This window comes from Pedobacter vanadiisoli, assembly GCF_042684385.1.
GTDB lineage: Bacteria > Bacteroidota > Bacteroidia > Sphingobacteriales > Sphingobacteriaceae > Pedobacter > Pedobacter vanadiisoli.
Genome location: NZ_JBHULL010000010.1, coordinates 226,452 through 252,153, shown reverse-complemented (window position 1 = coordinate 252,153; position 25,702 = coordinate 226,452). Strand labels below are relative to the sequence as shown.

Here is a 25,702-nt window from a genome sequence, read left to right as displayed (position 1 = left end):
TCAAGCAAACGTTTGTCTCATTTTTTCATTACATAACACTTTTTCAGTTTGGTATCTATAAATTAGCTTTAAACAAATATGAAATGAAATTTAGGCTTTTTCTATTACTCTGTCTTTTCTGGCAGGTTTCTCTTAACGCACAAATATTAAAATATAGCAACGGCAACCATGCTTGGAATTCCAATTCTTTGGGTAACCACAGGGTTGTATTGCAGTTTGCTGGTACAAGCAAAATTGCGCATGCCAAAATAGACTGGCGCAGAAGAGATGAACATCCAGAAACAAAAGGAATCATTGTTCAGGATGCAAACGGCAAAAATGTAGCTGTTTTTGGCGCCGATAAATTAAACCGCGAAAGTGCTGATATTTATTTTGAACCAAATGGAGCAGGAAAATATTATGTGTATTACCTGGCTTATAAAAACGAAGGAAGAAGCAACTATCCAAAAGGTGTTTATTTAAAACCAAAACCGGTAGATCAGAATTGGTTAAATGAAGCTAAGCGTACTGCGGTAAATACTTCCGTATTAGAGGTACAATCTGTTGATGCATTTAATAGCTTTTATCCGATGGAAGTAATTGCGACAGCTAAAGAAACAGCGGCAATAAAAAACAAATACGCAACTGAAGCTTTTGTGGTGTTTCCGGAAGACAGGATGTTCCCGATCAAAATGCAAGGTGATTTACCATACCGCTGGATCCAGAAAGGGGCTGCCAGTACTTTTGTCGGTGCGGCAAGTAAAGGCGAAAATTATGCCTTTCAGCTTGGTGTGTTTGCATTAAAAGACTTAAACAATGTAACCGTAAGCTTTGACGATTTAAAAACAGCCAATGGAAAGGTAATTTCTTCGAAATTTATCAACTGTTTAAATACAAAAGGAACAAGCTACGACAATAAACCTCTGGTAGAGGTAGTAAATGTAGCTTCGGGTAAGGTTCAGCCCATGTGGATTACCATTGATATTCCTAAAACCACCACAGCCGGGGTATATACCGGTAATTTTGTAGTTAAAGCCAATGGGAAATCGAAGATAATTGTTGCTAAAATTACGGTGGTTAACCAGGTTTTGGCCGATGCTGGTGTAGGCACACCTGATAAACAAACCCGTTTAACCTGGCTAAATTCTACTTTGGCACAAGCCAATACGGTAGTGGCTCCTTATACGCCTCTAACCGTACAAGGGAATATAATTTCACTTTTGGGACGTAAATTTGAGATCAATCCGGATGGTTTCCCTAAGCAAATCCAGACTTTCTTTAATGCTGAGATGACGGCTTATACCGATAAGCCTAACAATATTTTAGCTGAGCCCATTCACTTTCACTTTTTTAATACACCAAAAACACAAGAGAAATTTGTTGCAACCAATTTTCAGATGACCAGCAAAGAGGCTGGTACAGTAAAGTGGACGGTTACCAATACTTCCGAAAATCTGAAAATGGACCTGGAAGGTGCATTGGAATTTGATGGTTATGTGCATTATGTGGTTAAGGTTACGGCTTTAAAAGATGTAGATTTCAGTAATGTCGATTTTCATATTCCGTTTGATAAAGGCTCAACCAAATATTTAATGGGATTGGGTGAAAAAGGTGGTCTTAGGCCCGATACAGTAAAATGGAAATGGGATGTAGCCAATAAAAACCAGGATGCCGTTTGGATTGGGAATGTAAATGCAGGGTTGTACTATAACTTAAGAGATGAACGCTATGTTCGTCCATTGAATACCAATTTCTACCTCCAAAAGCCTCTATTGTTACCTAAATCGTGGGGTAATGAAGATAAAGGAGGGATCCAGATCAATGTAAAAGGCAGTTCAATGCTGGCTGATAACTTTACCGGCGCAAGAAGCATGAAAAAAGGAGATGTGTTATACTATAATTTCAACTTACTGATTACGCCTTTTCATTTACTTAATACCGATTTTCAGTGGGATAACCGCTTTTATCACAAGTATGGCGATTTAGATGCCATTAAAGCTACAGGTGCCAGTGTGGTAAATATTCATCATGCTACGCCGATCAATCCATGGATAAACTATCCGTTTATCGAATGGAAAAAAATGAAAGATTATATCGATAATGCCCATTCGAAAGGATTAAAAGTAAAAATTTATAACACCGTACGAGAATTATCCAACCATGCCTATGAGTGGCCTGCTTTACGAAGTTTAGGCACTGAAGTATATTCTCCAGGTAAAGGTGGTGGTTTCAGCTGGTTACAGGAACATTTAGATTCTAATTATATTGCAGCCTGGTTTGTACCCGAAATTAAGGATGCTGCTGTAATTAACAGTGGAATGAACCGCTGGCACAATTACTATGTTGAGGGCATGAATTGGTTGGTAAACAATGTTGGCATTGATGGTGTGTATTTAGATGATGTAGCTTTTGATCGCGTAACCATGAAACGCATAAAACGTGTGCTGACCCAGAATAACCATCCGGGCATTATCGATCTGCACTCGGCCAACCAGTATAATAAGAGCGATGGATTTAACAATAGCGCCATTCTGTACATGGAGCATTTCCCTTACCTGAACCGTTTATGGTTTGGTGAATATTTTGACTATCAAAAAAACAATCCCGATTTCTTCCTGACCGAAGTGAGTGGCATTCCATTTGGTTTAATGGGCGAAATGTTACAGGATGACGGCAATCCTTGGCGAGGCATGATTTATGGAATGACGAGTCGTTTAGGTTGGTCGGAAAAAAGCGACCCAAGACCTTTGTGGAAAGCATGGGATAATTTTGGCATAAAAGGATCTGAAATGATAGGTTACTGGAGCGAAAACTGCCCTGCTAAAACGGATAATCCAAAAGTTTTAGCCACAGTTTATAAGAAGCAGGGAAAAACCATGGTGGCCTTAGCCAGTTGGGCTGAAGGCGATACAAAAGTTAATTTAGCTATTGATTGGGCTAAACTGGGCCTGGATGCTGCTAAGGTTAAAATAACGGCTCCTGCGATTGATAAATTCCAGACAGCTGGGAGTTATACTGATGGAAAATCGATTCCGGTTGAAAAGGGTAAAGGTTTAATTTTGATAGTGGAGTAATCACCGAGCAGTGGTTCATGTCTTCACGAACCACATAATTTCACATTGTCGTCATTGCGAGGAGGAACGACGAAGCAATCTTCAAACAATCGCTTTAAGATTGCTTCGTTGGCTGAAAAAGCCTTCTCGCAATGACGACTTTTTAGTATACAATTATATTTTCACATTTTCCATGCCGTACTGTTTCAGTACATCGGCCGGTACGCCGGCCCATTGATTTGGCGCATTTCCTACATAGCCAATGTCTTTTACGCCCATTTCTGTAGTGTAAAAACCTGATGCCGTTAAATTTCTCATCCTGTTAAAAAAGGTTACACCTGGCTGCATTTCTGGCCGTGCTTTTTTAGGATAGGCAATCTCGTCTACGATCGAAATCTGCTGATCTGCCGAAGCTTCAATAAAGGGTTTTTGGAATTTGTTAAAACTATACAGATCCAGCCATTTCAGGCCGCCACGCATAGGTATTTTATGTTCAGGGATATCTTTTACGATAAATTCAATGAACTCTGGTACTTTGGCATCAGATGCGCTGCCCGAAACCTCATCCTTAGGGATAATAATATCTGCCAAAACCGTAATCGTAGCCATTTCATGTTTGGTAAAGAAGGTTTCTGATTTCAGGTTTTTATCGCGGTCTAATTCCCATTGCTCCCTACCTGCTTCCTTTGTCGTTTCTTCAGGTTTGGCGGTTTCGGTTTTTGTTTCAGGTTGTTTACATGCATCCAGCAGCACGGTTGTACTTATCGCTGTTAAACCCAATGCTTTTAGTGAATCACGTCTGTTCATGATGGTAATTCTTAAATATTCTGTTTTTTCTTTTGAGCTAAAATATATTCGGCAGTACGCATCGAAAGGGCTAAAATCGTCCAGGTGGCATTTTTGTCACCCTGTTGTACAAACGGTCCTGCATCTACCACAAATAGATTTTTACAGTCGTGTGCCTGGCAGTATTTATTTAACGCCGATTTTTTAGGGTCATCGCCCATGCGGATTGTACCTACTTCGTGGATGATTTTCCCTGGATTAAGCAGACCATAATTAGTATCTGCACCCTGAATTTCGGAGGTAACCACGGCACCCATTTCTTTCATGATCGAAAGAAAGGTATCCTGCATATGTTTAGCCTGTAGAATTTCATCCTTGTCCCACTTATAGTTAAATCTTAAAACCGGTATACCATATTTATCTACCGTATTCGGGTCGATTTCGCAATAGTTACTTTCTCTGGCAATTGCGGTACCGCGGCCGGCCATACCAACACCGGTTCCGTAAAACCGGCGGTAATCATCTTTTAACGATTTTCCATAACCTCCGGCTTCTTTCATTTTACCGTCCCTGCCAGGTACCATTCCGTTCATTTGAGCCACACCGCTACCAAAACCATAAGCAGGCATACCCATTCCGCCCCAATATTCGATGTGGTAACCACGAGGAAAATTCAATTTCCTGTTATCTAACCACCAGGGCGAATAAATGTGTACGCTGCCTACACCATCTTCATTATAACGTTTCCTGTCCATCAATTGCGGCAGAAAGCCCGAAACACTCGCACCTGTAGAATCGTGCAAGTACTTACCCACTACACCACTGCTGTTTGCCAGGCCATTTGGATGTGAACTTGATTTTGAATTCAATAAAATACGTGCAGATTCGCAGGCACTGGCACCTAAAATGACCAGTTTGCCATTTACCTGGTATTCTTGTAAATTTTTACGGTTTACATAAGAAACACCTTTTGCCGTACCATCTTTATCCGTGATGACTTCGCGTACCATTGCATCTGTAATCACCGTCAGGTTTCCTGTTTTTACAGCAGGATTTACCAGGCAAGATGATGATGAAAAGTCGCCATAAACTTTACAGCTTCTGCCGCATTGGCCGCAGTAAAAACAGGGTGCACGGTCATTGTTGTTCGGCAGGGCTTCTGTTAATACAGATCCGCGGCCCGTAATTACCTTTACTCCAGCTTTTTCTGCCCCCTTTTTGATGAAAAGTTCATTTAACCTTGGTTTAGGTGGTTTCATAAAAATTCCATCGGGTTCATTTTCTAAACCTTCAGCTGTTCCATAAATGCCGATCATGCGGTCAACTTTATCATAAAATGGTTTTACATCGGCATAGGTTATTGGCCAGGCATCAGTTAAATCATCCTTAGGTTTAAAATCATCCGGACCCATCCGCAGAGAAATTCTTCCCCAGTGATTGGTACGGCCACCGAGCATGCGCGAACGGAACCATTCGAATTCACTTTTGTTTTTCTGGGTATAAGGTTCGCCTTCTAATTCCCATCCACCGTATGAAGCATCAAAATCACCAAATGGACGAACAGTGCCTGCCCCGCGGCGCGGCGACTCCCATGGCCATTTTAACTGATGTGAATCTAATCGCGGATCGAAATTTTGACCCGCTTCGAGCATTAAAACCTTTTGGCCGGCATGTGCCAGAACATAGGCTGCCATCCCGCCACCAGCACCTGAGCCAACAATGATGGCATCGTATACGGTAGGCGATTTTTTTATCTGAAAGTCACTCATGTATTGTGGTTAACTATTTAAATACCCTAAATCTAAAGTTTAATTTTTTGAAAAAAAAGTGTTCCGCTACTTTGGAATGAATATAGATAATGATGCCATTTCGTATTTCTAAATCGTATTACCTCATTTATTTGTTTAATGTAATGCCAGTGGTTCTTCCGGTTGAAAATTATAATCGTTATTACATTTTACCTCATCCATCAATTTAATAAGTCGCTCTATTGTTACATTATCTGTTGGATGTTCTGCTCCGGATAAACTTGATTATCTTTGCATTTCAAATCAATACTTGTGTCAGAATATATCAACCAATTTATCACAGCTTTAAGAGAAAGTTTAAAAGCCGGAACTTTTGCAAAAATTTCTTTAGGAAATTACAAAGGAGAGGAAGTAGGCCTAAAGCAATTGCTGATCCGTAAGGTGTTTATCAAACGAGAAGATAAACTTGCGTTTACCTATCGTTATAAAACACGCGATGTAGTAAAAAACTATGCTATTGATGAGGCAATGGGTTTAACTGTGGATTATCTGGAAAATGGATTTAAAATAGCTACGCTTTTTACCACAGAAAACGACCTGATATTGGAAGAGCTGAACAATGGTAAAATTGTGTTGAGGAAAGGTAAAGCATCGAGTATGGCAGCTCCATCTGCCAATCATGACAAGGAAAAGACCAGGCTGATCAAACCTGATTCAAAATCATATTTAACCGAGTTAAAAATCACCGATGCAGAAGGAAAGGTTTTTAAGAATGCCCAGGATAAATTCAGGCAGATTAACCATTACATTGAAATTTTAAGCTCCCTGATTAAGGAATTACCTGAAGGAACCATTAAAAAGGTGGCTGATATGGGCTCGGGTAAAGGTTATCTAACTTTTGCACTGTACGATTACCTGCATTCGGTTTTAAAATTGGAAAGCGAGGTGACAGGAGTAGAGTACCGTGAGGATATGGTTGACTTGTGTAATCAGGTTGCTGTTAAATCTGCTTTTGATAAATTAAATTTTGTTCAGGGGACCATTGAGGATTACAATGCCGAAGATGTTAATTTATTAATTGCGTTACATGCCTGCGATACAGCAACCGATGATGCCATTTTTAAAGGAATTAAAGCAAATGCTGAACTGATTGTGGTTGCACCCTGTTGCCATAAACAGATCCGCAGGGAAATTGAGCAACACAAGGTGAAGAATGATGTTTCTTTTTTAACCAAATATGGCATTTTTTTGGAACGGCAGGCAGAGATGGTTACCGATGGCATCAGGGCTTTGATTTTAGAATATTTCGGTTATAAAACCAAGGTGTTCGAATTTATTTCTGATGCACATACACCTAAAAATGTGCTTGTAGTGGGGGTTAAAAAAAGTCCGAAGTCTTTAGTCGGAAGTCCGATGAGTGAAGAGCAGAAAGTAATTTTGGAGAAGATTAAAGCGAGTAAAGAATATTTTGGCATTGATTATCACCATTTGGAGCGGTTGTTGGAATTGTAAGTTTGATTCTTTGTTCAGATAGCTGAGAAAGATCGTCATTTCGACCGTAGCGGAGAAATCTTTTATAGTTCATTTCAATAACTTACTTCAAAGATCTCTCCATTTCGTTGCACTCCAGTCGAGATGACGATGCATTTATTGATCAAGAATTTTTTCAGAAATATTTTAGTGAGAAACGTAAGGTTTAGTTTAATTGGGATCTGTATTTCTCTCTAAAAAATGTAGAAAGGATTTACAAGTGCAATAAAATCAAGGCTACCAGGGCTGGTATCGATTGCACATATAAAATTTTCTTACTTGCTGTTGCGGCGCCATAAATACCGGCAATAATTACGCAGGTTAAAAAGAATATGGCTACATACAAGCGCCAATGATGATCGCTAATGCATAAAGACCAGATTAGACCTGCTGCTAAAAAGCCATTGTATAAGCCCTGGTTGGCGGCCAAAGTTTTAGTTGGACCAAATAAATCTTTTGGGATGGTTTTAAATACCTTGGGTGCTTTGGTTGTCCAGGCAAACATTTCTAACCAAAGGATATAAATGTGGATAAAGGCTACTAACCCGATTACGATTTGTGCTGCTGTCTGCATTATAAATTGGATTACACAGATTTAAATGATTTTGTAGATTGATTGTACCTTTAAAGGTATAAAAAATTGAGGATTATTATTGCGTGATCACACTGATTATGTTTTAACCATTGTTTTTTTGCACTAACTGTTGTTCCATAAACCCGATAATAGCGAACACGAGTGAAACGAAGTAAAGCGGTTAGCGGGGCTGATGCTCCCGAAGAATTACTGGCTTTCATTTTCTAATGGCTTTAAGAATTTAGCTTTAACGCTGATCTCTAGTCCTATGCCTTTTCTGCATTGGTCTTTTTTGCTTTTAGCTTTGGTATTTCTCCTTTTTCTGTCATGCTGTCAGTATCAAATCTGGTTATTTTTTACATTTTATCAGTCTTTCGCCTATATTATCTGCCAAAAACCAATTGGCACAAGCATTGTTTAATAGCAGTAGAAATTATAATACTTTAAAAAGAGAAATTAAAAATACAATGGGAAAAATTATTGGAATAGACTTAGGAACAACAAACTCTTGCGTGAGCGTAATGGAGGGCAATGAGCCTGTAGTTATCGCAAACAGTGAGGGTAAACGTACTACACCGTCTATTGTTGCTTTTGCAGAAAACGGTGAGCGTAAAGTTGGCGAGCCTGCTAAACGTCAGGCTATAACCAACCCAACCAAAACGATATATTCGATTAAACGCTTTATGGGTAATAGCTACGACGAAAGTGCGAAAGAAGCTAGCCGCGTACCTTATAAAGTAGTAAAAGGCGATAACAATACACCACGTGTTGAAATCGACGATAGAAAATACACTCCACAGGAGATTTCTGCAATGATTTTGCAGAAAATGAAAAAAACTGCCGAAGATTTCTTAGGCCAGGAAGTTACAGAAGCAGTAATTACTGTGCCTGCTTATTTTAATGATGCACAACGTCAGGCTACTAAAGAAGCTGGTGAAATTGCAGGTTTATCTGTAAAACGTATCATTAACGAGCCAACTGCAGCTGCTTTAGCTTATGGTTTAGATAAAGCACACAAAGACATGAAAATTGTGGTGTTCGACTGTGGTGGTGGTACACACGACGTTTCTGTATTGGAATTGGGCGATGGTGTTTTCGAAGTAAAATCTACCGATGGTGATACACACTTAGGTGGTGATGACTTTGACCACGTGATTATCGACTGGTTAACCCAGGAGTTTAAAGCAGAAAACAATATGGACCTTTCTAAAGATCCAATGGCGTTACAGCGTTTAAAAGAAGCTGCTGAGAAAGCTAAAATCGAGTTATCGAGCACAACTTCAACTGAAATTAACTTACCATACATTACTGCTGATGCTAGTGGCCCTAAACACTTGGTACGTACATTATCCCGTGCTAAATTTGAGCAATTGGCTGATAGCTTAATTAAACGTACTATTGAGCCTTGTAAATCTGCATTGAAAAATGCTGGTTTAAGCACAGGTGATATTGACGAAATTATCTTAGTAGGTGGTTCTACACGTATCCCTGCCATTCAAGAGGCTGTTAAAGCTTTCTTCGGTAAAGAACCAAGCAAAGGTGTTAACCCTGATGAGGTAGTAGCTATTGGTGCTGCCATTCAAGGTGGTGTGTTAACCGGCGATGTGAAAGATGTATTGTTATTAGACGTTACTCCTTTATCATTAGGTATTGAAACTATGGGTGGTGTAATGACTAAATTAATCGAGTCTAACACAACTATCCCGACTAAAAAATCTGAAACTTTCTCAACTGCAGCTGATAACCAGCCTTCAGTAGAGATCCACATTTTACAGGGTGAGCGTCCTATGGCTGCTCAAAACCGTACAATCGGACGTTTCATTTTAGATGGTATTCCACCAGCACCTCGTGGTGTGCCTCAGGTAGAAGTATCATTCGATATTGATGCCAATGGTATCTTACATGTAAGTGCTAAAGATAAAGCTACTGGTAAAGAGCAAAAAATCCGTATTGAAGCATCTTCAGGTTTAACTGATGCCGAGATCAAAAAAATGAAGGAAGAAGCCGAAGCTAATGCTGCAGACGACGCAAAAGCTAAAGAAGAAGCCGATAAAATCAATGGTGCTGATGCATTGATTTTCTCAACCGAAAAACAGTTGAAAGAATTTGGTGATAAATTATCTGCTGATAAGAAAGCACCGATCGAAGCTGGTTTAGAGAAATTAAAAGCAGCGCACAGTTCACGTAACTTTGCAGATATCGATGCAGCTTCGGCTGAATTGCAAGCTGCTTGGAACGTAGCGTCAGAAGAAATGTACAAAGCAGGTGAGCAGCCTCAGGGGGGTGAACAACCACAGGCTGACGGACAAGCTCAAGGTGGCGATAATGTTACTGACGTTGATTTTGAAGAAGTAAAAGAAGAGAAATAAGTCTTCAGTCCTGAGTCGAAAGTCTTGGGAGAATAAAAATAGAAAGCGTTTCTGATTAGTCAGGAACGCTTTTTTTGTGGGCTAAACCTCGTAGATTTTAATGGAGGCCGTCATTTCGAGCGGAGTGCAATGCAGTCGAGAAATCTATCGGGATAGATCGCTCTCCCGAATATTCGGTACGTTCCAGTCGGGATGACGACTTTTTTATTAAAACCAACATGGTTATAAATAGAATTTTTTGCTTTTTGAAAACGAATGGTTCCGTACTTTTGGGAAACAGCAGCCTGCCATTCGCTACTTCCGATGAAGGATCGGAATCGATGCTGTCGGCTTTATCGAGGTGGAACTGTGCTTTTGGTCAGGTTTAATGCGATCGTCATGCTGAATTTATTTCAGCATCTTTGCAGCAATTAAGATCCTGAATTAAATTCAGGGCGACGAACGAGAATTAAATCAAATTCTCTTCAATAATATCCTGTAATTCTTTTTCATTTACTGATAATTCATGCAGTAATTTAAACTGGTTTTTACACCGGTCGAGGTTTTGTGCAGGATAATCGGTAGGATAGTACTGATTGCCACTTAAAAAATCAGTTAGAAAGCGTAAAGCCTGCATGTAAATGATGTATTTACCTGAGAATAAGACAAGTTCTTTCTCCGTTGGGGTTAAAATACTTTTCATTTCGGCTAAATAGCCTTTTATCATCGCTTCAAAATAGGGAAGCCGTATGTTTACTTTATCCAGATCAGTTTCATTCTCTGAGAAGGCACAGAGATAAGTACGCATCATATCGCCCAGGTCAGAAATAAATTTTCCGGGCATGATGGTATCCAGGTCAATTACACAAATTCCCTCATTCGTTTTTTCGTCTAGTAAAACATTACTTATTTTGGTATCATGGTGCATTACCCGGTCGGGGAAATCAGCACGATTTAAATAGGAAAGGTAATAATCGAGGATGTATTTGTGTGATAAAGCATTTTCTACCTGTGCGTTTGCAGTTTCTTTAAGCTTCTCGTTTGCCTGGTTTAATGCCAATGTAAACTGTTCATACCTCAACTTTAGGTCATGAAAACCAGGTATAGTAGGTTCGAGTGTTTTCGCATCAAATTTATCCAGCAACCGGCTAAGTTTTCCAAATTGTTTGGCAGCCTCGTACGCCTGTTTAGGGTCGGCCAGAACGTTTAAAGAAATGGTATTGGACACAAAGGGTAGCACCCGCCAGTATTCCTGCTTAATATGTGCTATTTCTTCACCTTTTTTTGTATAAACAGGCTTTATAAAAAGATATTCGGGAGAAGTCAGGCTAAGGTAATCGGCAATTGCCCTAAGGTTGTTGGCGATGGCCTGTGGCGATTTAAAAACCGAAGTATTGATGTTTTGAAGGATGTATTTCTTTTCTTCAGTTAAAGGGGAGAGCAAATAAGTACGGTTAATTAAACCCGTACCTATCTGCGTAATTTTTGTATTTTCTTTAGTATATCCGTACGCTGCTAAAACTTCGGAATCTAAATTTAATTCCATAGTTTTTCAGGGTATGTTCCGTTTTTAACCAATTGGTCAATACTGTCCTGAACATAAGGTTTGTCTTCTTTATAGGTTACACCAAACCATTTGTTAGCGGTAGGTACTACTTTAAAGGTTGCAATATTGCTTTTTACTAGGTTTTCACCAATTAATGGAATGAAGAACTCAGCTTTGGGCTTATCTTTATTTGCTTCTGCAAATTCCCTGAATAACTCTTCGGTAATTTTGAAAACAGCAGGTGTAAAGCCCCAGAAATTCATCGAAACCGGAGTTTCATAGCTTAAAGGAAATTCTTCCCCGTCTTCTTCATAAAAAATGTTGCCATCTTTAGGATAAACCTTGGTACGCTCTACAATTTCTTCGAGGTTACCAGCCGCATCTACCTTGCAAACACCACGCGAAACGGCACCAAATTCTGATAAAGTTTTACCAATCTGGTAGCCAATGATAGCGTAATTGCTATCAGTTACTTCTGTAGTTAAGAAATCAACCATTTTTTTGAAGGCATCAAAACCATAATAATCATCAGCGTTGATTACGCAGAATGGTTCTTTAATTACCTTTCTGCCCGATAGGATTGCATGTGCAGTACCCCAGGGTTTTTCTCTATAAATTTCTTCCTCTATTCCGAATTGTTTTAAATCGAAATTTTGGAATACGTAATCTGTTTCTATCCTTCCGGCAAGTTTAGGTTCGAAAATAGCTTTAAAATTATCTACAAACTCTTCTTTAATGATAAATACAACTTTACCGAAACCGGCATTTATTGCATCATATATAGAATAATCGATAATGGTTTCTCCATTGGGACCAAAACCATCAATCTGTTTCATACTTCCGTAACGGCTCGCCATACCTGCGGCCAATATTAATAAGGTGGGTTTCATCTATTGTTTATTATTTTTTTGGTGAGTAGACCTCAGTGATGTAACAATGAATTTGCTATCTTGGTTTCATTTTGCGAAAATCACAGTAGCCGTTTAAATTTTATTTAAGTATTCAAATAGTTTCTTTAAATCATCATCATTTTTTAGGTCAATTTTTTCTTTTTTCAGGTAATCATTCAATTGTTGTTCTTTTGAAGGAAATAAAATTGAGATGGTTTTTTTGTTAGGTGTAATTTTTGAAAATTTATCATCAGAAAGCACAAAATAATTACTTGTTGTATTAAAAGATTTATTTGTTATGGCAGAACCATACTCTTTGCTTTCTGTAATAACTTTACCGATCTTTTTAAACAATGAAACCTGGCCTGAAAATATAACTTCATAGTATGACGAGGCATTATAATGATCAGTTCCGGGTAATCCGTTCACAAACTTAGCCGAGGTGCCTGAAATAATATTGTTAAGTTCAAATGCAGTTACAGGTTCCACAAAATACATCGGGTTGCCATTGTCATGCTTAAAGATCAGCTTATCGTCCATTACATTATACTTTAACGGTACATCTGCATAATGCTTGCCTGATTTTGTTGTTACTTTTCCAAGTGTCCAGTTATCTGACAGATAGGGGGAGCCTTTTACATCTTCATATTTGATTTCTCTGAGCAATGTACCCTGTACATCGGCAAATGGGCTAAGGGCATACTGACTGTATGATTTTAGCGAAATAAATGTGAGCAGTAAAAATAGAAATTTCATAAGCTGATTTTTAAAATCCAAAAAGCCCTCCTCCGGTTTTCGACCGTGGTTTTTTCCCCGTAAGCATACCAAAAATACCACGTACAATTTCTTTGCCTATCTGGCGTGTTATGGTTGCACCCATTACTTTCTCAACGAGGCTCTTTTCTCCGGGTTTTGGCTTATTTTCTTCTTCTGCCTGTTTTTGGGCTTCAATTTCTTGTTTTTGTTGTTCTGCAGCAGCAGTTTGGTCATTAATGCGCTTGGTTAGTATCTCATAAGCGCTTTCCGGATCAACCGTTTCCTTGTACTTCGAGTACATCGGGCTGGCATGAACCAATTGATCAAAATCCGCAGTGGTTAAAGGCCCCATAACGGCTCTGGGTGGGGTCAGCATTGTTGCCGAAACTTCTGTCGGGATACCTTTCTCATTGAGTACGGTAACCAAAGCCTGTCCGGTTCCTAAAGAAGTTAATATTTTATCAATTTCGTAAAAGTCTGATTTAGGATAAGTATTAACCGTCTTTTTTAAAGCATCTACATCATTGGGGGTAAAAGCGCGTAATGCATGTTGAACACGGTTACCCAATTGCCCTAAAACACTTTCAGGAACATCGCTTGGCGCCTGCGTACAAAAGAAAACACCGATCCCTTTTGACCGGATTAACCTGATGATGGTTTCTATCTGTTCCAAAAATGCTTTTGACGAATTTTTGAACAACAAATGTGCTTCATCAAAAAAGAATACAAGTTTTGGCTTATCTAAATCGCCAACCTCTGGCATGGTATTAAATAACTCGGCCAATAGGCTGAGTAAAAAAGTTGAATAGAGTACAGGCTGATTTTGAACATCGGCAATGTTTAATAAGCTGATGGTTCCTTTGCCATCAACCCGTTCGAAAAGATCTTCAATATCAAAAGATTTTTCTCCAAACATGCCGCTTAATCCCTGTTGCTCCAGAGCAACGATTTTTCTAAGCATGGTACCTGATGTAGCTGCTGAAATACTGCCGTAACTGCTTTTAATTTCGGCAGCACCCGGATCTTCTGAAAGGTAGGATATCAGTTTTTTTAGATCGTTTAAATCGATTATAGGTAGTTTATTATCATCGGCATATTTAAAGATAACAGCCAAAACACCTGATTGTGTATCATTTAAATCTAAAATCTTTGATAATAACGTAGGGCCGAATTCCAGTACGGTAGCACGCATCTGTGCACCCATTTTGCCGGAAAGTGAATAAATCTCAACAGGGAAACCCGTAGGAGAAAAAGCTTTGTTAAGTTGCTGTGCCCTTTCTTCGATTTTGGGATTCACTGCTCCAGGCTGGTTCAAGCCTGATAAATCGCCTTTAACATCTAACATAAAAACAGGAACCCCGGCGTCTGATAGCTGTTCAGCGAGCAATTGTAATGTGCGCGTTTTACCCGTTCCCGTTGCTCCGGCAACCAGACCATGTCTATTCATCATTTTTAACGATAAATTAACTTCAGCTTCGCTGTAAACCTGTCCGTCTAAAATTCCGGCGCCTAAATAAATGTACGAGCCTGTTGGGGCATATGATGATTTTATTTTTTCGATGAATTTTGAAGAAAGATCGCTCATTTTTTAAAATTAGACTGCCAATTTAAGAAAGATATCTTAAAAAGGTAGTGTTTTTATTGGCACTTTTAATCCAAAATACTGCACAAACGGTTGTTTAGTATGGCTGATTAAGTTGCTTATAATAATTTAGTTCGTTTTGAAGTGCGGTTATTTCCTGTTGCAAATTCTGCAGTTGATCTAGCAGATGCGAAACGGCATGGATCCCTTCCAGATTAATCTGCAAGTCGTTTGCCAAACGCAGATACTGCTCCAGTTTGGATAATTCATCAACAGGCAAAAACAAGGATTGTTTTTTAATGGTGGTGTGGATGAGCCCAAAATCTTCAAGGGATTGGATAAAATTGATTTCCACATGATGATAGGCACAGATATCTTCTACGGGTATTAGATAGGTTTCCATAATGGTCAGAATTTGGAAAGTTTTTCGAATAGTTCTTTTTGTTCAGCGTTTAGGTTGGTTGGTATCTTAACCTGCCATTTAATATACAGATCGCCAAACTGATTGTCTTTTTTGTAAACCGGAAATCCCTTGCCTTTTAAACGGAGGGTAGTATCGGGCTGCGTGCTTTCAGGTATTTTAAGTTTTACCTTACCATTCAGCGTTTCCACAATTTTTTCACCCCCCAAAACTGCAGTATAGAGATCTACTTCTTCCTGGATATAAATATCGTTTCCTTTCCTTTTGAATTTAGGATCATCGCTGATGTTGAATTTAATAAACAGATCGCCCGGAGGGCCATTATTAACACCCGGCGCACCATAACCCGGAAGTTTGATCTTTTGCCCGTTTTCTACTCCTGCCGGGATGGTAATACGGACCTGTTTGCCATTAACTGTCAGGGTTTGTTTGTGGGTGGTATAGGCATCAAGCAGGTTTAGCTGCAAATCGGCATTATAGTCCTGACCTTTGAAAGGCGAATTCCGGCTGCTTCTACCACCACCGCCGCCAAACATGGAAGAAAAGAAATCAGAAAAATCATCACTGCCAAAACCTCCTGAATAGCTGTTGCCCCCTCCATAACTTCCACTATTTGATTGGTACTGCCTGCGCTGTTGCTCCTGGGCATCCAATTGGTCGGCATGCTGCCAATCCTTACCATACTTGTCATATTTCTTCCTTTTCTCCGGATCGCTCAATACTTCGTTCGCCTCGTTGATCTCTTGAAACTTTTTATTGGCCTCCTCATTGTTGGGGTTAAGATCGGGATGGTGTTTCCGGGCTAGTTTTCGATAAGCTTTTTTAATATCCTCCGTACTTGCATCTTTTTTTAAATCGAGGATTTTATAATAGTCTATGTAATCCATGTTGGCTTAACAAATAAATAAAGGGAATGTTCAATTTTATGATATAAATGTAAGATTTATTGTGAAGTATTTTAATTAAGCTTTTATACTCATTAAGGAATTAAGAATATTAAGGTTTATGGCTTTTTTTCTTAACTGCCTTAAATTCTTAATCGTAACTATAGTCGACTTGAGTCAGATAAAAATATCTGATACCATGCAAATAAACACTATTAAACAAAAAAAGTGCTTCAATTTGAAGCACTTTAATCGATAAAGGTAGAGAGAAATTTATTTTTTGTTCTTTACGTATTTTTCCAACCACTGGTCTTGCTCCCAAAGCATGTGTAACAGGTTTTCTTTGCCACGATAACTGTGTGCCTCGTACGGTAAAAATACAAAACGGGTAGTACCGCCAGCGCCTTTTATCGCATTGAACAAACGTTCACTGTTAATGGGGAAAGTACCTGGGTTATCATCAGAATCACCGTGGATCAATAAGATCGGTGTTTTGATCTTATCTGCATAACTAAACGGACTCATTTCATAATAGAGTTGAGGAGCCTGCCAGTAAGTGCGTTCTTCGTTCTGGAAACCAAATGGGGTCAATGTACGGTTATAAGCACCACTGCGTGCAATACCTGCAGCAAAAAGATTGGTATGTGCCAATAGGTTTGCCGTCATAAATGCACCATAACTGTGACCGCCAACAGCCATACGTTTTTTATCGCCAACGCCTAACTCGGCCAGTTTATTAATGGCAGCTTCGGCGTTTAATTGTAACTGGTCTACAAAAGTATCGTTGGGTTTCTTGCCATCTTTGGCAACAATTGGCATTTCTGCGTTATCCAATACAGCATAACCCCGGGTTACCCAAAAAATAGGGGAGGCCCAGCTGATGGTGGTGAACTTGTCTTTCGAACCACGGATCTGGGCGGCATCGGCAGCAGAATTAAATTCGCGTGGGTAAGCCCAAATTAATGTAGGCAATGGTCCGTCTTTATCTTTGTTGTACCCTTTTGGTAAATATAAATCGCCGGTTAAATCAACCCCATCACTGCGTTTATAAGAAATTTTCTCTTTGGTAATACCTTCAAGTGATGGATAGGGGTTGGTGAAATTGGTAATCGGCTGATCAGCAATTCGCAGCATCAGGTTTTTGATAAAGTAATTCGGAACCAGTTTCTGACTTTCTTTACGGGTAAGTAAGATCAGTTTATCAGGATTGATCACGTCACTTACATATTCGAAAGTACCTTCGGCACTGCGCCAGATAATTTCGTTCTTTTTAGTGTTTAAATCGAATTTAGCCAAGAAGGGCAAGTCTCCTTTTTCTGATGAACCAACAGTATTGTTCATCAAAAGTTTGGTGCCATTATCAACCATTTTAATCACCTGACGGCCATATTTATTTTTAACGGTTACCGGCGAGCCTGGATTACCGTAAGCATCGGTTTGGTTCCGGCTGTATAATTCTTCAACTGCTCCGGTTGAAGGGTTGTAACGGCTTACTTTACTGGTTTGTTTGCTGCGCAAGCCTTCAGTAATAAGGGCCAGATTGGCATCACCCCATTGTATGCCGCGATAACGGGTTTGTGTTTTGAACAGTTCTTTTTCGGTTCCGGTAAAGGGGGCACTTAGTGCATAAACCGCATCGTGGTATGGAACATTTTTTTTGATCAATCCGCTATCCAAAGGTTTGCTCCAAATCAATGTAGCAGGTTCGTCATCACGCCAATCGAAACCACGGGCTACATTTTGTAAATTATCATAACCTGATGGGGTACCTTCTGATGATGGCAGTTCGGCAATCACTTTAACAGTTTTACCGGTTAAATCGGTAATGCTTACGGTTGATGGAAAGCCATAAGCAGAAACAAGGTAAGAAAAAGGCTTATGTAGTGTTTCTACCATCATATAGCTTTTATCTGGCGATAAACTGGTTGAACGATAGATGGCTGGTTTACCGAAAGGGGTTTCTACCCCAGCCGTATTTTTAACCAGCTGCGAGATGGCAAAAAATTCGAACAGCTGCTCGTCAAATGGCGATTTAATTAAATCCTGGTAAGTAACACTCGGTGCTGCTTTTCCTAAATTTTGTTGGATGGTTGGTCCTTTTGGCATCAGAGGTTTAGTAGGTGCAGCACTGGCGGGTTTGGTTATGGTACGGTAAATAATGGTATTATCGTTTAACCAGGTAAGTCCATTGCCTAAAACCAGGTTTAAGAAGGTTTTGTTCACCTTTGTTGCTTTTTTGGTAGCCAGATCGATAATATAAAGATCTACGCCTTTTTGTGTGGTATTGGTAAAAGCAATTTTGTTTTCTGAAGGGTTCCAGCTAATGTTACCTGCATAAAGCGGCGAGGGCAGACCTGCAACCTGAAAAACCTGGTTGGATTTTATATTTTTAAGACTGAAATTATTGATAAAGGTTTGCCTGCTGGGCGAATAGTTATTAGGGTTTAATCTTAAACCGGCAATCCGGTATTCGGGCATTGCCAGCTCTTCTACTGAAGGATAAGAGTTGCGTTCGCTGAATAAGATCCACTCGGCCTTACCATCAATACTTACACCAGGTATTGGCTTTGCAAGTAACAGGTCGGCGATTTCTTTTGGAGGAGTTTGATAGCTTATGGCATCCTGGGCTGTAGCGCTCAACGATATACATGTGCCAGCTATTAATAAATAGAGGTGTAATTTTTTAATCATTTCCGGTTTTTTTGAAATAAGGAATGATCAAATATTGGAAAATTTAATGTATTGGAGCGTAACTTCTTATTTACATGTTTAGCAGGCTTTTTGTGATTTTGATAGCGAATTTGACCACCTAGACAGGAAGGTATATCCATTCCATCTCCCATTTTCAAACATCCATCTTTTACGGGTATAAACTGCTTATCCAGGCTACCGAATTTGTAACCATCTGTTTTAATACCTCTACATCGATATCGCTCATTTTTTTTACGTATACGCAGGCTTTAGCGGTTTTGTGTTTCCCGAATTTAGCCAGCAGTTCCTCACGGTTATTAAACCTAGATGAGAAGTATAAGGCTATAGCATCTTTTCGCGGCGAAAAGCCAAATAAGGGTGCATCGCCTTCTCTGCCACTTTCGTATTTATAGTGGTAACTGCCAAAGCCAACAATGGCTGTTCCCCACATTTTCGCTTTAAAACCCGTGGTTTTAGTAATTATATCTGAGAGGTTAAAACAATCAGCTTTTTTATTTTCGTCGGGAATGGTATTTAAAAAGTCTGTAACACTCAAGTCGTTTTCAGTAGTTTTGTTCTGTGCCATATCTTTTTTATCATGAATATAGGAGTTTAACCCAATAATTTCCTGCATTGAATTTAAAAAAAGTAAAGAACTGGCTTGTGCAGATAAAAGGTATTTTTAATGCACTTGATATATAACAAAATAGCCATCTTTAATGATGGCTATCGGTAAAAGATTTTCGTCTTTTTTATGGTGTGCCTGCCCTCCGCGGATTTCCCGCTCACAGGACTTTTTGTCTTTCCTTTATGCTTAACAATTTAGGTAATAGTTGGTTTTTTCCTGCAGAAAAATTTTAAACATCGTGTGGAAAATGTTAATATCTGTCTTGTTATTAGGCTATGGGACCTGAGAAAGTCAGATTTTGATGTAATTCTGTTTAAACATTTAAAGAAAAAACTTTTTTAGGATAATTTGTGTTTGAGATTTGGCTGTTTACCAGGGATAGGTAGCCCTCCATAGCTAAGATTATCAAATATAAAATCATGGTCGAGTTAAATAAAGAGCTTTTTTGCGCATTAGGCAATTTGTCTGTTGATGGATATTTTATTTTTGACGCCCAACAGCAAAAATTTTTATACCTCAATAAGTCTTTTGTCAATATTTGGGAACTGGAAACTGATCAAATTTTTGATCATCCCGAAATTCTTTTAAAACAGTTACACCCCGAAGATTTAGGGCACGCGATATCCTGCTACGAAGAATGCCTGGCAGGAGCCAAAGAAAAAAAGTATGAATTGCGCCTGTTGTTTGCGGGTAGAGAGAAATATTTACGCATTATTGTTTTTGCAATTCAGTCTAAAGCCGGTAAGTATTTAATCGGTACAGTAGAAGATACTACTGTGGCACGGCATAACAAAATCCATATTGAACAGATCAATTCCCGTAAAAACATCACCTTAGAAGTACTGGCCCACGATTTAAAAGAACCTTTGGGCATGATGAAACTTGCGGCTTCATCAATGGAAGATAGTATTGCACAAACAGGTAACAAGCAGATGATGGATTCGCTCGCTTTTATAAAAGACATGTGCGAACGTAATTTGCTTTTGGTGAGAAGCATGATAAACCGCGAGTTTTTAAAATCATCCAACATAGAAATCGATAAAGAGCGGGTCGATCTTGTTTGGGAACTTCGCGATGTGGTGCGTTTTTACAAACGCTCTAAACTGGGCAAAACCAAAAACATCAGGTTTACCAGCTGTACAGAACAGATCTACCTGCATTTAGATACCATGAAATTTCTTCAGGTGATTAATAACTTAATTTCGAATGCGCTGAAGTTTACTGACGACAATGGTTTTATTGGCCTGCATGCAGAAGAATTGGAAAACACCGTGCTGATTACGGTAACTGATAACGGCATCGGGATTCCGGAAGAATTGCAGCCGGGGCTTTTTGACCATTTGCCAGAAACATTGAGACCCGGTTTGAAGGGAGAAGAATCTGGTGGTTTCGGAATGGGCATTATCAAGGCAATTGTAGATTTACACCGGGGAAAAATCTGGTTTACGAGCAAAACCGGTGTCGGAACTACCTTCTATATCGAGTTGCCAAAGTAGCCGTTTTTAATTTTAAAGTACCGTAAGTTATATTTGGATTATGATTAACATTATTCTTGCGGAGGATCACAACATCATCCGGACCTCTCTAAAAGTACTGATAGAAAAACACCAAGAGATTAAAGTGGTAGCAGAAGTATCGGATGGTTTAGGTGTTTTAGAACTTCTTGAAAAAGGAATAAAGGCCGATATTGTTTTATCGGATATTGTAATGCCCAACCTTGATGGGATCGGTTTGATCAATAAAATTAAGGCAGGTGGATACGATACAAAAGTGGTAATACTCTCTATTTTAGACGACGAAAAATATGCTTCAAATGCCTTTATTTCAGGAGCTTTTGCTTATCTCTCAAAAGATATTGAAGAAGATGAACTGTTGTTTTGCCTACAGCATGTAATGAAGGGGAAACGTTATATTTCTTCCAATTTGTGTATTGCGATATTAAAACGTTTTAACACCGAGCTTAATATGTTGTCGCAAAAAACAAGTACAGAAATCAACTTTTCGGAGCGCGAAATCAATGTACTAAAACTCATTGCCGATGGTTTTACCAACCAGGAAATAGCAGATAAATTATACCTCAGCAGGCGCACTGTTGAGAGTCAGAGGGAAGCTTTGATCAATAAAACGGGCACCAAAAACTCTGCTTCGCTGGTCAGATTTGCCATGCGGAATGGCTATGTTTCCTAGGTTTTTTGCCTGGTTTTTGGGCATTTTTTAGGCTTTTAAAAGAAACCGTAAAAAATCGGGTATTTCTACAGATAACATTGGATGATACTATTTTGTTGAATGGGTACATCAATCCTAACTGAATATGGAAATATTAAATTTCAATTGCGACATTTACCAGTACAGACAACCACTATTAGATCGTGCCCTAGCTTATACCCGTGATGAAGATGATGCTGCAGATTTGGTGCAGGATACCTTTATGAAAGCGTTTAGGTTTTCGGCAAAATTCGAAATGGGCAGTAACGTAAGGGCATGGCTTTTTACGATCTTAAAAAATACCTTCCTTAATCACTATTACAAGGTAAAGCGCAAAAATGAAATGATACAACAAGGAGAGGATCTCACCTCTGTTCAGCTTATGCCAAGCGCATCGGCCAATAGCGGATCGGCCAAATTTATGATGGAAGATATTCAACGCGCTTTAAACTGCCTGCCCGATGATTGCCGCTTTTGTTTCTGCCGTTATTTTGAAGGGTATAAATATCATGAAATTGCCGAAGAACTCGACATTCCTTTAGGAACGGTCAAAACCAAAATACATGTTGCCAGAGGACTTTTAAAAAAGATGCTTAAAAACTATAGGGATGGGCTGGCTTTATAATACTGCCCACATTTGAGTGCAGCTTCGATTACTGAAATAGCAAACCGGTAATGTTTTAGGAAGATAAAAAAAGGGACAAGCTATAAAGCTTGTCCCCATATCTAAACTCAAACATGCGCTCAAACATGAATGAATCTCGGAAATTTAAACATTTTAGTTTAATATTAGTTTTAAAAAAATATTAATAGTTAAAGAAGGCCTATTATGCTTTTTAATTTAATGTTAAATAGTTTCTTTTTTGAGTTTAATTGCTCATTTTTATAAAATGAAACCATCGTAATTTCCAGAAATTACACTTCTAATTAACGATGGCACCAGCCAGCCCAGGCGTGGCTTCATTACAACAAAAGCATATTTATAAAGATGAAAGTAGCAACTTATAATGTGAATGGAATAAATGGGCGCTTACCTGTGCTGCTGCGCTGGCTCGAAGAAACCAAACCTGATGTTGTATGTTTACAGGAACTAAAAGCACCGCAGGAAAAATTTCCGGAGCAGGCCATTAAAGATGCAGGTTATAATGCCATTTGGCATGGCCAAAAAAGCTGGAATGGCGTTGCTATATTGGCCCGCAACCTGGAAATAAAGGAGCTAAAACGAAATTTGGATGGCGATCCTGAAGATTTGCACAGCCGGTATATCGAAGCAATGGTTAATAATGTTATAATCGGTTGCCTCTACCTCCCTAACGGAAATCCTGCGCCTGGGCCAAAATTCGAATATAAGTTGCGCTGGTTTGAGCGCTTTAATGCACATGCAGCAAAACTATTGGAGCATAATTTACCGGTAATTTTATGCGGAGATTATAACGTTATACCTACAGAGCAGGATGTATATAAACCAGAACGCTGGGTTGAAGATGCTTTATTTCGCCCTGAAACCCGTTTGGCATTTCAAAACTTATTGGAACAAGGCTGGACAGATGCAATCAGAAAATTATACCCCACAGAAACAATTTATACCTTTTGGGATTATTTCAGAAATGCATATGGCAGAGATGCGGGATTAAGAATTGATCATTTTTTACTAAGTCCTCAAGTTAGTGATCGCTTAAAGGCTGCAGGAGTAGATAAACAGGTAAGGGGTTGGGAAAAAACAAGCGATCATGGTCCGGTTTGGATTGAGCTAAGTGAAGTTTAGCAATATTGAACCTATTGCTTTAAATCGGTTACATCTAAAATTGTTCCTATTAATTTTAAGCTTTCGCCATCGTGTTGGGATAGTATTCCATCAGCTTTGATCCATCGAATTTTTCCATCAGGCCGACAAATTCTATGCACCGTGTGGTAACTGTTTTTTTCCTTCGAAACCGTAAGTTCAATCTCGTCCTGTACATAGTCAAGATCTTCTGGTACGATTAAGCTTAAAAAGGTTTCATAACTTAAAACCTGGTCTGGAGGGCAGCCTAAGCTTTTCTTAAATGACTGTGTTGAACGGAGTATGCCGGTTGCGATACTCAACTCCCAAAAACCGAGACCAACATGGTCGAATACCACATCCCAATGCGCATCGCGGATTATGGACAGGTCGATGCTTTTTTTTTTGTTACTCATAAATAAAGGATAAACTATTTGGATAAATTACACAAACAATGTAAAGATATTTTGAGTATTAATAAAATAAAGGTGGTGCGAGCATGTTAATTCAAATGATGCACGCAATATAGAATGTGTTAAAATGATGGAGATGTAGCGCAAAAAAGAAGTCAGGTTTTAATTTCAAAACCTGACTTCCTGATATTGATAATATTTAAACTTTTGTCAATTGTCTCTTTTTAACCGGCTCAATCTTACAGCAGTAAACCCAAAACGGGGATAACATTTGACGATTTAATTTTCATTATTTAAATTCCCTGAAATCCTGTCCATCAGTAATATTCAGTAAGCTTTCGTAAATCAGGCTGATTACATTATCAACATCCTCTTTATGCACCATTTCTACCGTGGTATGCATATAACGTAACGGCAGCGAAATCAACGCCGATGGCACGCCACCATTCGAGTAGGCAAATGCATCGGTATCAGTTCCGGTAGAACGCGAAGAAGCCTGGCGCTGGAATGGAATATTATTCTTTTCAGCTGTTTTAATCAGTAATTTATTCAGGTTGGTTTGTACGGCAGGTGCATAAGAAACTACCGGACCCTTACCTGCAAATAACTCGCCCTGAACATTTTTGTTGATCATTGGGGTGGTGGTATCGTGCGTTACATCAGTAATAATGGCCACATTTGGTTTAATGCGTTGGGCAATCATTTCAGCACCACGTAAACCGATTTCTTCCTGTACTGAGTTTACAATATATAAACCGAAAGGAAGTTTTTTCTTGTTTTCTTTCAGCAAACGGGCCACCTCGGCAATCATAAAACCACCAACACGGTTATCTAAGGCACGGCCAACATAATAGCGGTCATTCAAAACCATAAATTCATCTTCGTAGGTAATTACACAGCCCACGTGGATACCTAATTTTTCTACTTCTTCTTTTGATGTGCAGCCACAGTCTAAAAAGATATTCTTTAATTCTGGGGCCTGTTCTTTCTCGCCATGACGGGTATGGATTGCCGGCCAGCCAAATACCGCTTTAACCAATCCTTTTTCAGTATGGATATTTACCCGTTTTGATGGTGCAATCTGATGATCTGAACCACCGTTGCGGATTACATATATTAAACCGTCTGCTGTGATGTAATTTACATACCATGAAATTTCATCTGCATGGGCTTCTATCACTACTTTAAAAGTGGCTTTAGGATTAATAACACCTACAGCTGTGCCATAATTATCGATAAAATGTTCGTCTATGTATGGTTTTAAATAGTTTAACCAAAGTTTTTGACCTTGCCACTCATAACCGGTAGGAGCAGGGTTATTGATGTATTCTTCAAGAAATTGCAGCGATTTTTTAGTAACCACAGCAACATGTTTTTTCTTTTCGTCGTCTTTTTTCTTAGCCATAATGTTATTCTATAATTATTCGTCATCCTGAACTTGATTCAGGATCTGATTAATGAGATGCTGAACTAAATTCAGCATGACGGTTGGTAATTTAAAGTTCTTTTTCCATGATCACAAAATCGTAACCATCTTTAAAAAAGGTTTTATCTGTTTCGTAGAAGCCAAATTTAAAATAAAATTCTTTAGCATTTACACGCGCATTGCACCATAGTTTTGTCGCTTTTTGAATTTTACAAAAATCGAGTATATACGCCATTAGCTGTGAACCCAAACCTCCTCTTTGTGCCGATGGGAGAACGGCCAGTTTTCTGAACTGATAAATGCTGTCATTATGAAAGAGTGAAACAACGCCTGTTAGTTTATGATCGAGATATAGTCCGAAATGGATGCCATCAAAATCATCAGGCAGTTTTACAGAATCAAAAGGTAATTCCGGATACATGGCCTCATGCCTGATCCGCCAGGTTAGAGAGGGGAATATTTGCTCAATTTGAACCATAA

General features: G+C 39.0%; 21 protein-coding genes. 7 read left to right on the top strand and 14 right to left on the bottom strand.

Annotated elements, in window-relative coordinates; genetic code table 11:
• Window positions 1-83: 83 nt before the first annotated feature.
• A complete protein-coding gene (locus ACFSR6_RS14215) occupies window positions 84-3,053 on the top strand; it encodes a glycoside hydrolase domain-containing protein (protein ID WP_379080006.1) in 2,970 nt (989 codons plus the stop codon).
• Window positions 3,054-3,206: 153 nt separating this feature from the next.
• On the opposite strand, the gene ACFSR6_RS14210 is transcribed toward ACFSR6_RS14215, so the two are convergent.
• Complete coding sequence (locus tag ACFSR6_RS14210; protein ID WP_379080004.1) at window positions 3,207-3,839, bottom strand: gluconate 2-dehydrogenase subunit 3 family protein; 633 nt, start codon at window positions 3,837-3,839, stop codon at window positions 3,207-3,209.
• 11 nt (window positions 3,840-3,850) lie between these two features.
• A complete protein-coding gene (locus ACFSR6_RS14205) occupies window positions 3,851-5,587 on the bottom strand; it encodes a GMC family oxidoreductase (RefSeq protein ID WP_379080002.1) in 1,737 nt (578 codons plus the stop codon).
• Between the two features lie 291 nt (window positions 5,588-5,878).
• Here ACFSR6_RS14205 and ACFSR6_RS14200 point away from each other — a divergent pair, with 291 nt between their 5' ends.
• Window positions 5,879-7,078: a class I SAM-dependent methyltransferase gene (locus ACFSR6_RS14200; protein WP_379080000.1), complete on the top strand. Its 1,200-nt coding sequence runs from the start codon at window positions 5,879-5,881 to the stop codon at window positions 7,076-7,078.
• Between the two features lie 232 nt (window positions 7,079-7,310).
• Here ACFSR6_RS14200 and ACFSR6_RS14195 read toward each other — a convergent pair whose 3' ends face one another.
• On the bottom strand, window positions 7,311-7,670 hold the full coding sequence (locus ACFSR6_RS14195; RefSeq protein ID WP_379079999.1) for a DUF1304 domain-containing protein: 360 nt from the start codon (window positions 7,668-7,670) through the stop codon (window positions 7,311-7,313).
• A gap of 467 nt (window positions 7,671-8,137) precedes the next feature.
• Here ACFSR6_RS14195 and dnaK point away from each other — a divergent pair, with 467 nt between their 5' ends.
• A complete protein-coding gene (gene dnaK / locus ACFSR6_RS14190; RefSeq protein ID WP_379079997.1) occupies window positions 8,138-10,039 on the top strand; it encodes a molecular chaperone DnaK in 1,902 nt (633 codons plus the stop codon).
• A gap of 448 nt (window positions 10,040-10,487) precedes the next feature.
• Here dnaK and ACFSR6_RS14185 read toward each other — a convergent pair whose 3' ends face one another.
• The 8 genes from ACFSR6_RS14185 to ACFSR6_RS14150 all read right to left on the bottom strand — a co-directional run bounded on the left by ACFSR6_RS14185 (window position 10,488) and on the right by ACFSR6_RS14150 (window position 19,422).
• Window positions 10,488-11,564, bottom strand: a complete 1,077-nt coding sequence (locus ACFSR6_RS14185) for a phosphotransferase enzyme family protein (protein WP_379079996.1) — start codon at window positions 11,562-11,564, stop codon at window positions 10,488-10,490.
• Window positions 11,555-12,454, bottom strand: coding sequence for a nucleotidyltransferase family protein (locus ACFSR6_RS14180; RefSeq protein WP_379079994.1), 900 nt, complete (start codon window positions 12,452-12,454; stop codon window positions 11,555-11,557). Before ACFSR6_RS14180 ends, ACFSR6_RS14185 begins: the two co-directional genes overlap by 10 nt.
• A 93-nt stretch (window positions 12,455-12,547) precedes the next feature.
• The gene (locus tag ACFSR6_RS14175) at window positions 12,548-13,210 is read right to left on the bottom strand and encodes a hypothetical protein (protein ID WP_379079993.1); all 663 of its coding nucleotides are present in this window, start codon (window positions 13,208-13,210) and stop codon (window positions 12,548-12,550) included.
• Window positions 13,211-13,220: 10 nt separating this feature from the next.
• Window positions 13,221-14,795 (bottom strand): helicase HerA-like domain-containing protein, encoded by a 1,575-nt coding sequence (locus ACFSR6_RS14170; protein WP_379079991.1) that lies wholly within the window; start codon window positions 14,793-14,795, stop codon window positions 13,221-13,223.
• Window positions 14,796-14,889: 94 nt separating this feature from the next.
• Window positions 14,890-15,195, bottom strand: a complete 306-nt coding sequence (locus ACFSR6_RS14165) for a chaperone modulator CbpM (RefSeq protein ID WP_379079989.1) — start codon at window positions 15,193-15,195, stop codon at window positions 14,890-14,892.
• A gap of 5 nt (window positions 15,196-15,200) precedes the next feature.
• Window positions 15,201-16,100: a DnaJ C-terminal domain-containing protein gene (locus ACFSR6_RS14160; RefSeq protein ID WP_379079987.1), complete on the bottom strand. Its 900-nt coding sequence runs from the start codon at window positions 16,098-16,100 to the stop codon at window positions 15,201-15,203.
• 270 nt (window positions 16,101-16,370) lie between these two features.
• On the bottom strand, window positions 16,371-18,788 hold the full coding sequence (locus tag ACFSR6_RS14155) for an alpha/beta hydrolase family protein (RefSeq protein WP_379079985.1): 2,418 nt from the start codon (window positions 18,786-18,788) through the stop codon (window positions 16,371-16,373).
• A 169-nt stretch (window positions 18,789-18,957) separates the two neighbouring features.
• Window positions 18,958-19,422 (bottom strand): DUF1801 domain-containing protein, encoded by a 465-nt coding sequence (locus ACFSR6_RS14150; RefSeq protein WP_379079983.1) that lies wholly within the window; start codon window positions 19,420-19,422, stop codon window positions 18,958-18,960.
• A gap of 413 nt (window positions 19,423-19,835) precedes the next feature.
• On the opposite strand from ACFSR6_RS14150, the gene ACFSR6_RS14145 reads away from it, so the two are divergent.
• From ACFSR6_RS14145 to xth, 4 genes are all read left to right on the top strand, one after another.
• Window positions 19,836-20,912: a PAS domain-containing sensor histidine kinase gene (locus ACFSR6_RS14145; protein WP_379079982.1), complete on the top strand. Its 1,077-nt coding sequence runs from the start codon at window positions 19,836-19,838 to the stop codon at window positions 20,910-20,912.
• Between the two features lie 40 nt (window positions 20,913-20,952).
• Window positions 20,953-21,603, top strand: coding sequence for a response regulator (locus tag ACFSR6_RS14140; RefSeq protein WP_379079980.1), 651 nt, complete (start codon window positions 20,953-20,955; stop codon window positions 21,601-21,603).
• Window positions 21,604-21,727: 124 nt separating this feature from the next.
• A complete protein-coding gene (locus tag ACFSR6_RS14135) occupies window positions 21,728-22,246 on the top strand; it encodes an RNA polymerase sigma factor (protein ID WP_379079978.1) in 519 nt (172 codons plus the stop codon).
• 363 nt (window positions 22,247-22,609) lie between these two features.
• The gene (xth, locus tag ACFSR6_RS14130; RefSeq protein ID WP_379079976.1) at window positions 22,610-23,386 is read left to right on the top strand and encodes an exodeoxyribonuclease III; all 777 of its coding nucleotides are present in this window, start codon (window positions 22,610-22,612) and stop codon (window positions 23,384-23,386) included.
• Window positions 23,387-23,397: 11 nt separating this feature from the next.
• Here the strand turns inward: xth and ACFSR6_RS14125 are convergent, their stop codons facing one another.
• From ACFSR6_RS14125 to ACFSR6_RS14115, 3 genes are all read right to left on the bottom strand, one after another.
• Window positions 23,398-23,799, bottom strand: coding sequence for a PAS domain-containing protein (locus ACFSR6_RS14125; protein ID WP_379079975.1), 402 nt, complete (start codon window positions 23,797-23,799; stop codon window positions 23,398-23,400).
• Between the two features lie 286 nt (window positions 23,800-24,085).
• Window positions 24,086-25,201: a M42 family metallopeptidase gene (locus tag ACFSR6_RS14120; RefSeq protein WP_379079973.1), complete on the bottom strand. Its 1,116-nt coding sequence runs from the start codon at window positions 25,199-25,201 to the stop codon at window positions 24,086-24,088.
• A 91-nt stretch (window positions 25,202-25,292) separates the two neighbouring features.
• Window positions 25,293-25,700, bottom strand: coding sequence for a GNAT family N-acetyltransferase (locus ACFSR6_RS14115; RefSeq protein ID WP_379079971.1), 408 nt, complete (start codon window positions 25,698-25,700; stop codon window positions 25,293-25,295).
• Window positions 25,701-25,702 lie beyond the last annotated feature (2 nt).

Excerpts from the sequence above, each read along its gene's own strand:
- ACFSR6_RS14155 (WP_379079985.1), bottom strand. The coding sequence starts at position 18,788 with ATGATTAAAAAATTACACCTCTATTTATTAATAGCTGGCACATGTATA.
- dnaK (WP_379079997.1), top strand. The coding sequence starts at position 8,138 with ATGGGAAAAATTATTGGAATAGACTTAGGAACAACAAACTCTTGCGTG.
- ACFSR6_RS14215 (WP_379080006.1), top strand. The coding sequence starts at position 84 with ATGAAATTTAGGCTTTTTCTATTACTCTGTCTTTTCTGGCAGGTTTCT.
- ACFSR6_RS14125 (WP_379079975.1), bottom strand. The coding sequence starts at position 23,799 with ATGAGTAACAAAAAAAAAAGCATCGACCTGTCCATAATCCGCGATGCG.
- ACFSR6_RS14140 (WP_379079980.1), top strand. The coding sequence starts at position 20,953 with ATGATTAACATTATTCTTGCGGAGGATCACAACATCATCCGGACCTCT.
- ACFSR6_RS14205 (WP_379080002.1), bottom strand. The coding sequence starts at position 5,587 with ATGAGTGACTTTCAGATAAAAAAATCGCCTACCGTATACGATGCCATC.
- ACFSR6_RS14160 (WP_379079987.1), bottom strand. The coding sequence starts at position 16,100 with ATGGATTACATAGACTATTATAAAATCCTCGATTTAAAAAAAGATGCA.
- xth (WP_379079976.1), top strand. The coding sequence starts at position 22,610 with ATGAAAGTAGCAACTTATAATGTGAATGGAATAAATGGGCGCTTACCT.
- ACFSR6_RS14185 (WP_379079996.1), bottom strand. The coding sequence starts at position 11,564 with ATGGAATTAAATTTAGATTCCGAAGTTTTAGCAGCGTACGGATATACT.
- ACFSR6_RS14170 (WP_379079991.1), bottom strand. The coding sequence starts at position 14,795 with ATGAGCGATCTTTCTTCAAAATTCATCGAAAAAATAAAATCATCATAT.
- ACFSR6_RS14180 (WP_379079994.1), bottom strand. The coding sequence starts at position 12,454 with ATGAAACCCACCTTATTAATATTGGCCGCAGGTATGGCGAGCCGTTAC.
- ACFSR6_RS14120 (WP_379079973.1), bottom strand. The coding sequence starts at position 25,201 with ATGGCTAAGAAAAAAGACGACGAAAAGAAAAAACATGTTGCTGTGGTT.
- ACFSR6_RS14145 (WP_379079982.1), top strand. The coding sequence starts at position 19,836 with ATGGTCGAGTTAAATAAAGAGCTTTTTTGCGCATTAGGCAATTTGTCT.
- ACFSR6_RS14150 (WP_379079983.1), bottom strand. The coding sequence starts at position 19,422 with ATGCAGGAAATTATTGGGTTAAACTCCTATATTCATGATAAAAAAGAT.
- ACFSR6_RS14115 (WP_379079971.1), bottom strand. The coding sequence starts at position 25,700 with ATGGTTCAAATTGAGCAAATATTCCCCTCTCTAACCTGGCGGATCAGG.
- ACFSR6_RS14175 (WP_379079993.1), bottom strand. The coding sequence starts at position 13,210 with ATGAAATTTCTATTTTTACTGCTCACATTTATTTCGCTAAAATCATAC.
- ACFSR6_RS14195 (WP_379079999.1), bottom strand. The coding sequence starts at position 7,670 with ATGCAGACAGCAGCACAAATCGTAATCGGGTTAGTAGCCTTTATCCAC.
- ACFSR6_RS14210 (WP_379080004.1), bottom strand. The coding sequence starts at position 3,839 with ATGAACAGACGTGATTCACTAAAAGCATTGGGTTTAACAGCGATAAGT.
- ACFSR6_RS14135 (WP_379079978.1), top strand. The coding sequence starts at position 21,728 with ATGGAAATATTAAATTTCAATTGCGACATTTACCAGTACAGACAACCA.
- ACFSR6_RS14165 (WP_379079989.1), bottom strand. The coding sequence starts at position 15,195 with ATGGAAACCTATCTAATACCCGTAGAAGATATCTGTGCCTATCATCAT.